Origin of the sequence: Aquimarina rhabdastrellae (genome assembly GCA_947387485.1) — a bacterium.
In the GTDB taxonomy this organism is placed as follows: domain Bacteria; phylum Bacteroidota; class Bacteroidia; order Flavobacteriales; family Flavobacteriaceae; genus Aquimarina.
On sequence record CANDNT010000001.1, the window covers coordinates 1 to 13562 of the forward strand.

At 30.0% G+C, this 13562-nt stretch carries 13 protein-coding genes; 3 read left to right on the plus strand and 10 right to left on the minus strand.

Going from position 1 to position 13562, the window contains the following annotated elements:
- Window positions 1-301: 301 nt before the first annotated feature.
- The 9 genes from ACYEKI_RS00005 to ACYEKI_RS00045 all read right to left on the minus strand — a co-directional run bounded on the left by ACYEKI_RS00005 (window position 302) and on the right by ACYEKI_RS00045 (window position 7159).
- Complete coding sequence (locus tag ACYEKI_RS00005) at window positions 302-652, minus strand: hypothetical protein (protein ID WP_459209087.1); 351 nt, start codon at window positions 650-652, stop codon at window positions 302-304.
- A 2-nt stretch (window positions 653-654) separates the two neighbouring features.
- Window positions 655-1059 carry a hypothetical protein gene (locus ACYEKI_RS00010; protein WP_459209088.1) on the minus strand — a complete coding sequence of 135 codons (405 nt, stop codon included), beginning with the start codon at window positions 1057-1059 and terminating at the stop codon, window positions 655-657.
- Window positions 1060-1188: 129 nt separating this feature from the next.
- Window positions 1189-1521, minus strand: coding sequence for a hypothetical protein (locus tag ACYEKI_RS00015; RefSeq protein WP_459209089.1), 333 nt, complete (start codon window positions 1519-1521; stop codon window positions 1189-1191).
- 2 nt (window positions 1522-1523) lie between these two features.
- Window positions 1524-1913, minus strand: a complete 390-nt coding sequence (locus tag ACYEKI_RS00020) for a hypothetical protein (RefSeq protein ID WP_459209090.1) — start codon at window positions 1911-1913, stop codon at window positions 1524-1526.
- A gap of 232 nt (window positions 1914-2145) precedes the next feature.
- Complete coding sequence (locus ACYEKI_RS00025) at window positions 2146-3033, minus strand: hypothetical protein (protein WP_459209091.1); 888 nt, start codon at window positions 3031-3033, stop codon at window positions 2146-2148.
- A 206-nt stretch (window positions 3034-3239) separates the two neighbouring features.
- Window positions 3240-3800: a hypothetical protein gene (locus tag ACYEKI_RS00030; protein WP_459209092.1), complete on the minus strand. Its 561-nt coding sequence runs from the start codon at window positions 3798-3800 to the stop codon at window positions 3240-3242.
- Window positions 3801-3989: 189 nt separating this feature from the next.
- On the minus strand, window positions 3990-5033 hold the full coding sequence (locus ACYEKI_RS00035; RefSeq protein WP_459209093.1) for a restriction endonuclease subunit S: 1044 nt from the start codon (window positions 5031-5033) through the stop codon (window positions 3990-3992).
- A gap of 1 nt (window position 5034) precedes the next feature.
- Window positions 5035-6933, minus strand: coding sequence for an HsdM family class I SAM-dependent methyltransferase (locus ACYEKI_RS00040; RefSeq protein WP_459209094.1), 1899 nt, complete (start codon window positions 6931-6933; stop codon window positions 5035-5037).
- Between the two features lie 10 nt (window positions 6934-6943).
- Window positions 6944-7159 carry a helix-turn-helix domain-containing protein gene (locus tag ACYEKI_RS00045; protein WP_169673167.1) on the minus strand — a complete coding sequence of 72 codons (216 nt, stop codon included), beginning with the start codon at window positions 7157-7159 and terminating at the stop codon, window positions 6944-6946.
- Between the two features lie 139 nt (window positions 7160-7298).
- Here ACYEKI_RS00045 and ACYEKI_RS00050 point away from each other — a divergent pair, with 139 nt between their 5' ends.
- Entirely contained in the window at window positions 7299-7502 is a 204-nt protein-coding gene (locus ACYEKI_RS00050) for a hypothetical protein (RefSeq protein ID WP_159254775.1), read from the plus strand.
- A gap of 162 nt (window positions 7503-7664) precedes the next feature.
- Here ACYEKI_RS00050 and xerA read toward each other — a convergent pair whose 3' ends face one another.
- A complete protein-coding gene (gene xerA, locus ACYEKI_RS00055; protein ID WP_459209095.1) occupies window positions 7665-8738 on the minus strand; it encodes a site-specific tyrosine recombinase/integron integrase in 1074 nt (357 codons plus the stop codon).
- 147 nt (window positions 8739-8885) lie between these two features.
- Here xerA and ACYEKI_RS00060 point away from each other — a divergent pair, with 147 nt between their 5' ends.
- Entirely contained in the window at window positions 8886-9254 is a 369-nt protein-coding gene (locus ACYEKI_RS00060; RefSeq protein WP_459209096.1) for a hypothetical protein, read from the plus strand.
- Window positions 9255-10312: 1058 nt separating this feature from the next.
- A complete protein-coding gene (locus tag ACYEKI_RS00065; RefSeq protein WP_459209097.1) occupies window positions 10313-13561 on the plus strand; it encodes an RHS repeat domain-containing protein in 3249 nt (1082 codons plus the stop codon).
- Window position 13562 lies beyond the last annotated feature (1 nt).

The window sequence follows — 13562 nt, forward strand, 5'->3', positions numbered from 1 at the left end:
CACAGGAACAACTGTATGTTTTTCTTCAGAGTGAACAGCCAATTACTCTGATGGGATTTTCACCCATTGGATTCCTATAGCCTCGTGGCACACTAACGGACTTGTGTATGGAACGTAGCGTGCAAAAAGACACTATGCTTTCGGTTTAACACAGAGCCGAATTTTTATATTTTGTTTTTAATTTCTCTTTTTAAAAGCCAAATTAAAAATTTGGCAGACTTCATAAATATACACCAACCTTTTGGCTAAAAACTTATTAGCTATGTTTTATACACAGTGTTAGCAAATGTTACTTTCTTTCTTAATGCCAATCGTAACAACAAAATCTACATTGTTTTGCATTTGGTGTACGAGCTATTTTTCCACATTTCGGACATAAATTTAATTTCAATTCATTTTTATGTTCTTTATAAATTCGAGTTGCAGATTTTACTTTGAATTCCTCAAACCCATTTTCTAATAGCTTTAAAACATTTTGATCAGTTGATATATGTCTATCTCTTAGTTGAATTAATTTTGGATGCAAATTTTCTCGACTTCCCCATTTAATCATTCCAATATTATGATTTCTTGCTTTTTTCTCAAGCTCTGTATTGAATTCAGAGCAATATTGATGAATATAATCAATCAATTCAGGATAGATTCCGTCCACTTTTATTCTTTTTTGTATTTATAAATCCGATATCCATCTTTTTGCTCAAATCCATTTGGCATATATCCTTTTTTCAAAATTCCGTCTCCTATGATTGCCATATTTAATCCCATAGCATCATTTAACTCGTCCGAAATCATTAGTGTTTCTTCCTTCTCATTAAATGATTCAGTAACATAACTTCGAGCATCTTCAATAGTGGTTAATACGTTTTGTTCCAATTTTGTATCCTTTTTGGGTTTATCCTTTTTATGACATTTACATTCAGAGTCTTGAAGTTTAGCCATTTCTTTGCATATGGATTTAGATGCTTTCATTCCTTCTTCATCGCAACTCTCATATTGCTCAATCATTTGTTCGTTTTTCAAAACTTCACATACTTCACATTGTTTTTTACAACTACTCAAAAAAATGATTGTTATTAAAATGTATAAGTATTTCATTGTTGTTTTAATATTTGCTAACGTCTCTTGTATGTTGCGTTTGCATCCCGAAGGGTGCATATGCAATATACGAATTGTTGTGTACAGTATTTTTTATTCTAATTCCATTTTTTCGTTCACAATTTTAGTCCGAAATGGGTTTCCACTTTTAGAAGGGTTCCATCCTAATCCGAACGCCTGTTGAATCCATTTAGAAATATCAGAAGGCTTTACAGGATTAATAATTTCCGTTCCTATGTCATTTGGGTGTTTTCGGTCAGTATAGATAAATAAACTCGTTCCAGGGTTTTCTTCTAGTTCAACAGCAATGTGCAATTTTCCAATTCCATAGACGGACTGACTATAGGTGGACTTTTTACGAATTAACCATCTAAAAACTAACTCATTTACCACTATTTTTCTTGCTCCTTTTTTTGGTATCGCCATTTCTACTCATTGAATTTGTAATATTCAGTTTCTATTCCATTGGTAACTAATATCATTTTGTTTGAATTCAAATATTTTAATTCCGAAATCCAGTTACTGTACAAGTGAGTGAATTTTAATTTGAATCCTTGGTCATATTTTATAATATCAATAAAAGAATGGTCATCAATTATTAAGTATTCCCCTTCATTTTCGGTTTGTTCCATTTCGGTTAGATTTCCCTGTGCTTTTTCAAACCAATAATGGTAAATGGTTTTTGAGTCCAAATTTTTTATTTTCCATTTTCCACTCAAATAAGATTCCACTGCTTTTTCAGTTTCGCAACATTTCAAATGCTGTCCGAGTAAGGTCAGAGGTAAAAAAGTCAATATTAAAATCAGTGCTTTTTTCATTTTCAGAGTTTCGTGCATATTGTACACAACGGACTTGTGTATGGAACGTAGCGTGTAAAAAGACACTAACTTTTCGGATTAACACAGAGCCGAATTTTTATATTTTGTTTTTAATTTATCAATTTTTAAAAGCCAAATTAAAAATTTGGCGGACTTTCTAAATATACACAATCCTTTTGTTTATGCACTTAATAGCTATGTTTTATACACCGTGTTAGCAGCTGCCTTTTTTTCATTTTGATGGGTTAATCTTTTTCAGGCGATAATTTACCAGCTCTGTTAACATTGAATCACAGTTATAAATTGGTATGGTTTTATTTAGTTTTAAGTAATCCGTTAATATTTTTCCAGAATGCTCGGTTAACATACCTGGTAATTTCCCAAAAAACAAGTCAATAACTTTAGATGATAATGGAATCGCTTTAATTAGATTCTCACGTAAGTTCAATATTTTACTATTTTTAGTATATAAATCTTTACCAGCTTTTTCAATTAGTTTAACGGTTTTGATTGTCAGGTTTTTATTTAATTCAATTTCTGATTGTGCTTCTTTATAGTAGCTGAATTCTTTGCTTTCAAGAATGTCAATCAATCTTTTGAATTCTTTCTTTTCTAAATCCAATTTCACAATTGGAAGGTTTGCATTACGAGTTTGAACCGACGAATAAAGAATATCAATGGGATAAATTAATTCTAATGGTAAAACCTCTTTATTATCAATTCTATTCAAAGGTGAGAAAGTCAAAATTCCAGAATTGGTTTGCATTGCATAAAACAATTGAGAAATTCGATGCGATACATTCCGCACAGCTTCTTTTGTTTCCTCCGAGCTTTTCTCTGAAATGTATTTTTCAGTTATTGTTCTAATTTTACTACTGCATTCAGACCATTCTTCCGAAAATGTTTGTGAGTCAATTTTTGTAATGAGTTTCGTCTCTGTATTTGATGGTATACTGGAAGACTGAATATTATCTACTCCAGCCATTGTCAAAGCTGACAACAATAAATGAGGAATGTCAACAGGAATATCGTTTTTTCCAAGTTCACTTTCATTTATTACGTGATGTAATGCAGCTAAAAAACCGTGTTCATAAGGTGTCAGAATTAATTTTCTACTCATAGGTTTCTGGGTTTCTTCAGGTTGCTGCTAACGGTCTCGGCTATGCGTAGTGCGGGAGTTCGAAGCGATTAGTTTCGGACTTCGCACAGCTTTTAGCGAGCCTTTTGTTATTTGTTTTATTTTCTCAACTAATATACAAATTGCGAGCGGAATAGAAGTAATGACCTTTAGGTTTTACCTTTTGCCCGCATTACGTATAGCCCGTGTTAGCCACTGGCTTTTTCTTTATTTTGAGTAATCAACTTTTGAATTCCGTTAATTTCTTCACTATGTTTATCAGCATTAAAATTCCGATTCTTCCCAAAATAGAAAACATCATTATGGTCAAAAATCAAACACCAATTTAAAGTCTTATCCCAAACCACTTCGTCAGAACCAAAAAATATGTCGTTAGAAAATTTGATTATCATTTTCCAGGTCAAAATAAACCCCCATTCTGGTTGCGTAATCCAAAACACTTTTTGGTCAAATGGGATTCCTTTTTCATAAAGCCATTTTTTAACTTTTTGGCTTTGGTTTTCCCCAAATGAAAGTTCATCTTGTTCATTGAAATACTTTCCAATACCTGAAATAGAACCTAAATATCTTTGGGTACTTTCAAATTCCCACAAAAATTTAGATGCGTCACAAGTCAGAGCAATTATTTGATCTTCAAATTCCGCTGACAACTGTTTATTCTCATCTTCAAATTTCCATTTCAGAGGATGTTCTGATAATGGTATTGAAAAAGTATGGACGTTTTCCAATGTGATTTTATTTTCCCTCACGGTTTTGTCTTGAGCTTGTGGCTAACGGTCTGTATAAGATGTCGTAGCCATCCCGCAGGGTGGCTATGCATTTTATACCTTGTTGTATGCCGTTTTTATTTTATTCATTTCGTTTTTCAGTGTTGGCGTGAAAGTTCTTTGCAACCACAGGAACGAGGACTGCAATGTGCTTGAACTTACGTTGGCTAATCAATTCATTTTTATTTTTTGATACTCTTTCAATTTGTTGTATTCCAATTGTTTTATATAGTTTTCCATATAGATATAATCTGGTTCGTTTTGGTCATTTATTGGAAGTAGTATCTTTTCTTTTTTCAATCTATTACCACTCCTTTTATATCCGAAATTGTATTTCCCCCTTACTTTGTCCGCAACAGTTGTTATAAACAACCCAATTTCCCGATTCAAATTTGAATTATATCCAACTGAAATATCAGAAGTAGCAATGAACTCTTCTGTTTTATAAATGGAATAACCCATTGAACCTTCTCCATTTCTTATAAAAGCTATTCCGTTACCTTTGTGTAACAATTTCTCTACCTTTTCTACTTGGCATAGAACACCGTTATTTTGATTTGTAGCTCCCAAATAATTAACCCCTTCTTTGCTCTTTTTTAAATGATTCAAACCTTTAGATTTTCCTTGGGATAAAGTAAATAATTCTCCAATCTCAAACACTTCCCATTCTTTATCTTCTAAAGGAGCAACTTTTTTGAAATCTTCAACTTTTTTAAGACGATTAAGGATGTAGGCGTTATAAATTTTAGTTTTATTCTCTTCTTTTTCTTTTATAAAGGCTTCCATAAATTTAAAATCAGGCTCACCTTTTGTATTAATTGGAAGTAGGATTTTTTCTCTTTTAACAACATTCATTTGTGCTTGCCTACCGTAATTGTATTTGATTCCATTACGGTTGATTATCTGACAAATGAATTTTGCATTATATTCGTTTAAGAGACTGTTTTCAATAACGGTTACATCGTGAGAGCAATAAAATTTATGAGGTTGATAAAAAGCTGTCAGTTTAATTTTTTCAATTGTAATTGCATTTCCATCAAATATTTTAGGGTTTCCTATAAAACCACTAAAACCATTTTCAATAGATTTTGCAGATACAAAAGGAATATTTCCTTTAATCATTTTTTGAGAGTGTAAATAAACTCCTTTGTCTACTTTGAATATGTCTTCAATAACAAATTCTTTCCATTTCTTATTTTTCAAATCCAAATTCATGTTATTTTAGATTTTCAAATAAATAACTTTTTCCTTGCATAATCATGTTGAATTCAAAAGTCAGATATTCTGAAATTGTATTTTCAAAATCTTTTTCTTTTGGTATTTCATCATTGAAATAGTAGAATGAATGTAACCATTCATCTGTAGGTTCTATGGTAGTTTTTACCATAAATTTGGTTTCAGCATCATCTCTATCAAACCAACAATCCAACAGTTTTACTTTTCGCTCTTTAGCTCTTTCTGTCTTTACGGGTCCAATATGTTTGTTAATGACAAAGCCATCATCTTCAAAATTGAAAAACTTAACCCTTTCCTTGGAAGAGTGTGGTTTGTGTGCAGTAAAAACTGCAATACACGGGTTAGTTCCGATGCGATAAAAAGTTTCTTTATTTAAAGTAATTACTCCTTGTAACGTATGATTTTCTAAAATTCGCTTTTTACATTGTTTGTCTTCCTTTCGTTTACCAACCATTGTAGATTGTGGTACAATGGCAATGCAAATTGCATTATCATCAAGACTATTTAACAAATGTTCTATAAAATGGATTTCTGATAGATGTGCTGTATCTTTTCCTTTTGCTTGGGAATAAGGTGGGTTTATATAGCCAACGGTATATTTCTTTTTTCTCAATTTTTTAGCATCCATTGCTAAAAAATTTCCTGGAATAAGTTGACTTTTCCCGTCATCCCTCAAAATCATATTAGTTGTAGCAATGGAGAACATATCTTCTCGAATTTCAATTCCGTGAAGTTGGTTTGATTTGATATGTTTCTTTTGTTCTTCGGTTTCGGCTAAATTTTCCATCCTGTGCATTGCAGAAATTAAGAAACCTGCAGTTCCACAGCAAGGGTCGAGAACCATATCAGTTGGTTTCAAATCAGCTAAATCACAAAATAATTCTGTGATATGTGGTGGTGTAAGCACTACACCAAGACTTTTTCCATCACCACCACTATATTTCATAAACTCTCCATAGAAATTACCTAAAATATCTTCTTTCACATTTGCCGTAATGGAAGCCAATATTTTGGTTTCAATAAATTCTGTAAAATACTTTAACGGTGTTTTTTCTAGTCTTTCGTCAAGTTCATTTAATAATGTACGGTCTCTAATAATATTGAACTGGCGTAAAACTTTATCTTTTTTTGTTTGTGGTGTTACTTTTACTCTACGCATATAATCTTCAATAGCATCAAAGATTTTGTCACCATCAGTTCTAACTTCATCACCATTTAAGTCCTCTACTTTAAAATTTCTATCACTTAAAGCAAGTAAAATTGCTGAAACAACTAAAGGTTTTTCTTTATCTCCTAACTGACCATAATTTCTTAAAGCTTCATGTAAAATGGCAGATTGTTTTGTTAACTCTTCAGCCTCTAAAACCTCTGGAGGTGTTTCTCCAAGCACTTGCTCTTTATAATATTTTTCAATATTTTCAACTGAAAAATTTTCAAAATTTTCTACTGGTTGTAAAAGTTTATACCCATCTTCATCAATAAAAATGGGTCTAATTATGTGGTGTTTTTCATCTCCCGAACAACCAAAAGCAAACACTTTTTTGAAGTTGGTATTCTCAACTATGTGTTTTCCATAATGAAGTGCTCCATTTTCAGCAAAATCAGTAAGCGATTTAACATCTATAGCTAATTCGGTTTCGTCTTCATTTATATAGTTAGCTTGTTTTTCAAGCTCTGCTTTGTCCTCTACAACTATAATAAAGTCATTTGAGATACCTACAAATTCTGGAAAACCAACTTTTCCTGTTCCTTTTTTTGATGCGGTCTTTAGAGCTGTCTGAATTTCTTTAATAACACTTCCATTAGGTGTATATTTAATCTCAGCAGCATCCAATAATTTGCCGATAAAAAAATCTGTTACTCTTTCGTTTTTTGCCATATCTAATATCTCAATTCTCCAGTTTCAAATCACTAAACACTTCTTTAAACATTTCTCCTGGATCTATATCAATTGCCAAAGCAATTAGATACAGTTCATCTGCCCGGAGTTTTGTCGATTCATTTGAAGTCAACTGTGAAAGTCTAGCTTGACTGATTCCTGTCCGTCTTGAAACCATTGCTCTATTCACAGATTTCTTAGTAAGATATAAACCTAAAGAAGTCATAATACTTTTGAATTTGTTGAGATAAATATATACTTCATAAATAAAAATATAGAATATCTAAAGTTTTATTTTGAATTTAGATAGATAGTCATTAGATTTGTTTAGAAAGTCTAAAGAATTATTTATAAAGTATAATGATATGAGCAAAAGATATACCAAAGCAGATTTAGAACAGATTGTCTATAAGCAATTAGATAATCTAAACGCAATGCACGATTTACTCAGAATAATGAAAGTCCAAAATGACTTAATTCAAAATATCAATCAAACGCTCAGAGAGGAAATTGGTCAATTCAAAGAGCAACAAGTCATGTATCCGACAAGAAGAAAGTCAAAATCGTAACTATTGGGAGCGGTGGAGAGATTAATCTCTTTTGGTTTTTTCAGCGTTGGATTTTGGAAGGAGAAAAACCAAATGTGTTTAATGTGCGGTTGGCTTTTCCGTAATGGCATACAACAATTATATATAGTTACCATGGTAACTATATATCTATTATGTGAACAGCTAAATTAGTAAATCTTTTACATTTTTGATTTTTTTTATAGCCACATGGGTATAAATTTCAGTAGTTTTACTGGATTGATGTCCCAGTAATACCTGAATATATCGTAAGTCCACTCCTTCTTCTAAAAGGTGCGTAGCAAAACTATGTCTTAGCATATGTGGATGTACTGATTGGTTAATCCTAGCTTTTTTAGCAGCTTGAGATACAATTTTTAAAATACTGGTAGCACTAAATTTTCTCTCGGGCTCTATAGATTCAAACAAATACAGCTTTGGTTGATACCTTCGGTAGTATTTTCTGAGATTATGTAGAACAGATTGATTGAGAATTGTATATCTATCCTTATTCCCTTTTGCTTTCCTTACTTTGATTAGCATATTTTTACTATCAATATCTGTTAGTTGTAAATCTAATAATTCACCTCTTCGCAGTCCAGAAGAATAAAGGAGGCTAATAATACATTTGTGTTTTATATTTTTTGTAAGATCAATCATTTTTAAGATATCTTCTTTTGCCAGTATGCTTGGAAGTTGTCGCTGTTTTCTAGGCCTTTCAATGTTATAAAACCTATTAGGCATCCCCATTACTACTTCATAATAAAATTTAATACTGTTGATGGCTTGATTTAGATAACTATTAGATTTGTTTTGATTAATGAGATGCTGTAAATAGCTTCGAATTTCTTGCTCGGATAACGATATAATATCTTTATTAAAATAGTGATTAATGAATTTTTCAAATTGAGATATATAGGTTTTACAGGTGTTTAAGGCATATCGTTTGAGTTCTAATTTTGCCAAATATTCTTCGGGGACATACTTAAAAGAAGTTGTTTTACTACGGTTTCGATACCAGTTAATATCTACTGGTTGATTATCACGTATTACCTTTTCTTTAAAAAAAGAATTACTATTGATCCAAGCTACTCCTCTAAATTTCTTAAAAACTTCAGTGAGATTTTCTTTAGTATTTATAATATACACCATTGAAAACTCTTTACTCCATCTTGGGTTTGGAAGTTCTTTTATCAACGCCTGTATTACCTTGTCAGGATAAAATTGTATTCCAATCATCTTTTGATTATGGATCAATAAATGTTTTAAGGTGATATGCTTATTGAGTTTCATTATACAAATATGTGGTATTTATATAGTTTAATAGTATTTTAGTCGAATAATATTCGAATAGAATTCGTTTATTATTCGACTAAATAAAAAATAATGAATACCTGCCCGCATTGTAAAACAGAAATCATAGGAAGATCTGATAAGAAATATTGTTCTATCCATTGTAAATCTGCTCATCAATATCAAAAGCGTAAATCAGAAGAAGCTTTATATTATGCTATCGATAAACAATTAAAAACAAACCGAAAGCTTCTAAAAAACTATAACAAATCAGGAATGTCTACCATACGCAAAGAAAAACTGATTTCTGAAGGCTTTGATCCATCATATTTTACACATTATTGGAAAAATAAAAGCGGACAGGTCTATTTATTTTGTTATGAATATGGCTTTTTGGATTTGAAAGGTGATAAAAAAGAAAAGTATCTCTTGGTAACTTGGCAAGAGTATATGGATAAATAGCTGATAATAAATATGATAATTATAAAACTTCAAAATATGTTAGTTTTGAACAAAAGGTGTACTCTGAAGTGTACTCTTGAACTCTGAAATAATTAAATAAAATTTAAGCTACTGTTTTACAACACCTTAAAAACAGAGTATTCGTTTTACAATCCCGAGGGTTTTAGTTGATTTTCTCGGAAAACCGAGTTTTTACAAAAACAAAAAACCACTGAATATCAGTGGTTTAATTTTGAATTGTAGCGAGAACGGGAGTTGAATCCGTGACCTCCGGGTTATGAAAACGAAACAGCTTATTTGATTTGTTGTTAATAATCAAGTAATTAGGGTTTTAACAAAATACATTATAAAGCATTTAGATACATTAGTGTATATTCAAAGCGTACATAAAGGTGTACAGTAAATACTTCGATATTTTATAATGACTAAAATACTCTCAAAAATCACTATTAGTTATTGAATTTCAATTCAAAAATAAATAAGGAACTTCAATTTTATGTTTATGTTAAGAAATGATATTTTTTTTGTTAAATAATTTATAAATTCTTAAATTTTACAAGTTGTTTTATGTGAGTGATACTGCTGTACTGCTGTTTATGTAAGGTAAGATATTATATATATTATTACATACGATCCTTTGATGGTATTAAGAAATATTAGAAAGCCAAGAGGTGAAACAATCTATTATCATTATGATAATTTTAATCGTTTACAAGTTATTAAAGATGCTAATGGAAATAATGTTAAAGAATATAAATAGAACTATAAAAACTAAATAAACATGATGAAAATTGTAAGTACATCTTTTCTTTTGATTCTTTTTTAATAAAAAATAAATTATATCCAAAAACTTTGTTGTCACTAGGATTTATAAAAAAGCAAAAACTAATACTATAATAGAATAGGATAAAAAATAAACAAATACTTATCATTCAGTATTTCAGAATAATAACACAAGAGTAATATTCAGGCTAGAAGAAAAAACCTTTAAGCTATAGTTTCTCATTTCGAAATATTCGAATTTACCACCAATATTTTTAAATCAACATATCAGTAAAATGAAAAAAAGCTTATTTCTATTACTATCAATCTTTAACTTTTTAAATTTAAAATCTCAAACATTACCATTACCGCAAAACATTCAATCTCCTAACGCTACTTCACTTGGTCTATATGGAGATGTTCCTATTAGTTACTATCATGGTACACCAAATATATCCGTTCCACTATATGAAATTAACGAAGGACAAATTCCTTTGAATATATCTTTAAACTATAATTCGTCGGGAGTTATGGTTAATTCAGTTCCTGGTTGGGTAGGACAAAATTGGAGTTTAAATGCTGGAGGTGTTATCACAAGAGCTATTAAAGGTAATCCAGACGAAATGAATTTTTCTTTAATTGATTATGGGCCTAATTCACAACAGGTAGAGGATGCTAGTTTAGGTTATCTCTATACTCATTCTGATCTACTGTCTACAAGATGGTCTAACCAAAACTACATTGAAAATTTATTAAGTGAAGATCTTTTATATCCTCCTAACGGAGGTACTCCAAAAAGAGATTATCAACCAGATATTTTCACTTTTAATTTTATGGGACATACTGGTAAATTTTTCCTTGGACAAGATGGTGAATGGAAAGTTTCTAGTCAATCAAATCTTAAGATTAGTATTGAAGAAAATGATTTTTTATATCCTCCTAATAAATGTGAATACTATTTATGGGATATAGCTTCGTTTGATTCATCTTCAGATCCAATTTATGGACCATGCCGAAGAGAAAAATTAAAAACTATAGGCACCATTACCATAAAAGATGATAAAGGAAATACTTATGTTTTCGGAGATGAAAAAAATAATATTGAATATACTTTAATGTCATCAATTCTATTTCAACTACCTACAACAAGTGGCTCTTCTATCGATTATCAATATGCTAATTCTTGGTACTTAAAAGAGGTTAGAAATAAACTTAACCAAGTTGTTTATAATTTTGAATACGAAAGATATCATAATTATTCAACAGCTCAGTTTTTTTTAGGAGGCTCAACCATATATCATGAATTTGATAGTTCGGGATTCACATCATCATGTATAAATAGTTATAGCGATATTAATTTGTCTACATTACCAGCTGCTGGAAAATTAATTTTCCCTACATATTTAAAAAAGATAGAAACTAGAAGTGGAAAGGTTTTAGAGTTTATAAAAGATTTAAACTTTTCAAAAACCTACAATTTTAATTCTGGTTCTATTAGAACAGCAATAATGAATCAAGCAAACTGGTTACATCAAAAATGGGGTAGTAATACATCGGTCATTAAATTTGATTTAAAAAATATGTTTTATTATTTACATACAAAATGGGGTGCAGAAGAATTAAACCCAAATTTTAAAAATTACAATTTATCTAATGCCTATGGTATTCGAGATTGTATAATTGATTGGTTAGAAAGTGAATTAAAAACACCTATTCTGAAATCTATATCTACTAATTTTAATAAAGATATAAGATTGAAATACAATCTACCTCTATATCCAGGAGCAACAACTAACCCTGAACGTTTATTTTTAGAAGAAGTTCACCTTAATTATGTTAATTTTTATGCTACAAACCACCCTGTATATAAGTTTGAATATTTCAATAAAGATTTACTTCCAGACTATACTTCTAGAGCTACTGATCATTGGGGATATTACAATGGTACTTCATCAAATGCATCGGGTACAATAGAAGGAACTAATACTTTTAATAATTACTATAATAATCGTAATACTAATGATGCTTTTTCAAGTTATGGAGCACTAACTAAAATAATTTACCCTACAAAAGGCTTTACAACCTTTGATTGGGAATCAAATACATATTCTAAATACGTAAAAGACGATTTCTCAGGTATTGAACAAGTTACAAATACTTTAGCAGGTGGACTCAGAATTCATAAAATTACCAATTACTCTTCTGATGATATACCTATTAACTCAAAAACTTACAGTTATACTATTGGTAACTCTACCAATAGTAGCGGTATCCTTGAACATAAGCCCAAATATTATTGGGACTCTTGGAATATGATAACATCAGCAGGAACGACTTATTTAAAGAAAATTTTTTCACTTACACCACAAATACCGCTATCAAATATTTTTGGGAGTCATATAGGGTATTCTGAGGTAAAAGAAGAATTATTAGATGGTTCTTATACTAAATATTTATACACAAGTAATAATAATGCTAATTATAGAGATACTCCATATGTGAATACATTTAATTTAGATATATCACCACTTTCAAATCATAATGATAAAAGTCTCATAAGAGGAAAATTAGCAGAGGTAGAATTTTATAATAATAGGAATGAAATACAAAGAACTACTAGAATGAATTATAGCTATGATATTAGTAAAAATATTAGAGGTAATGATGTAATTAAAGAAAAAGTATGCCCTTTAAACTCTGTTTTTTCATATATAGGTAATTCATATAATATATATTATTTTGATATGAATATGATAAACGAAGAAGATATAATACATTTAGAAACAGGAGATTTTATAACTAACACTGAAAACTCGTGGTTTTATCATGGTAATTTTGGAGATAGTTTTATTAGAGAAATAAAAAAGTCTTCTTCACTAGGAAATGATATAATAAATAGTGAAGAATTTAAATATACTTTTGATAATGATTTTCCTTTTCGCAATCAATTAAAGAACAATAGAGAACTTAATGTTTTTCAAACATCTTTTTTTAAAAATAATATAAAAACGCATTCAACTAGAATATCCTATGATTCTTTTGGATCTTATATACTTCCAAACAAAACTCAAAAATCTAAAGGTCAATTACCTTTTCAAGATGAAATGGTTATATACAATTATGATGTTTATGGAAACCCTACAGAAGTAAGTAAAAAAGACGGCACACATATCGTTTATATTTGGGGTTATAACGAAACACAATTAGTTGCAAAAATAGAAAATGCTACACTTTCAGATATTCCAGCAAATATAATTACTAATATTAAAAATTTATCAAATGAAGATGATGACAGTTGTTTAGATTCTCAATCATGTGATGAAAAGAATTTACGCATAGCTTTAAACAATTTAAGAGATTTTTCAACTTTAACTAAGGCTCAAATAACAACTTATACTTATAATCCTTTAATAGGAGTAACAAGTATTACGGATCCCCGAGGTGAAACAGTCTATTATCAATATGATAACTTTAATCGTTTACAATTTATTAAAGATAGTAATGGAAATATAGTTAAAGAACATAAGTATAACTATAAAAACTAAA

What these genes read in the sequence shown, in the direction of transcription:
- ACYEKI_RS00015 (WP_459209089.1), bottom strand. Translation starts at nt 1,521, where the DNA reads ATGGCGATACCAAAAAAAGGAGCAAGAAAAATAGTGGTAAATGAGTTA.
- ACYEKI_RS00020 (WP_459209090.1), bottom strand. Translation starts at nt 1,913, where the DNA reads ATGAAAAAAGCACTGATTTTAATATTGACTTTTTTACCTCTGACCTTA.
- ACYEKI_RS00025 (WP_459209091.1), bottom strand. Translation starts at nt 3,033, where the DNA reads ATGAGTAGAAAATTAATTCTGACACCTTATGAACACGGTTTTTTAGCT.
- ACYEKI_RS00035 (WP_459209093.1), bottom strand. Translation starts at nt 5,033, where the DNA reads ATGAATTTGGATTTGAAAAATAAGAAATGGAAAGAATTTGTTATTGAA.
- ACYEKI_RS00040 (WP_459209094.1), bottom strand. Translation starts at nt 6,933, where the DNA reads ATGGCAAAAAACGAAAGAGTAACAGATTTTTTTATCGGCAAATTATTG.
- ACYEKI_RS00045 (WP_169673167.1), bottom strand. Translation starts at nt 7,159, where the DNA reads ATGACTTCTTTAGGTTTATATCTTACTAAGAAATCTGTGAATAGAGCA.
- ACYEKI_RS00050 (WP_159254775.1), top strand. Translation starts at nt 7,299, where the DNA reads ATGAGCAAAAGATATACCAAAGCAGATTTAGAACAGATTGTCTATAAG.
- xerA (WP_459209095.1), bottom strand. Translation starts at nt 8,738, where the DNA reads ATGATTGGAATACAATTTTATCCTGACAAGGTAATACAGGCGTTGATA.
- ACYEKI_RS00060 (WP_459209096.1), top strand. Translation starts at nt 8,886, where the DNA reads ATGAATACCTGCCCGCATTGTAAAACAGAAATCATAGGAAGATCTGAT.
- ACYEKI_RS00065 (WP_459209097.1), top strand. Translation starts at nt 10,313, where the DNA reads ATGAAAAAAAGCTTATTTCTATTACTATCAATCTTTAACTTTTTAAAT.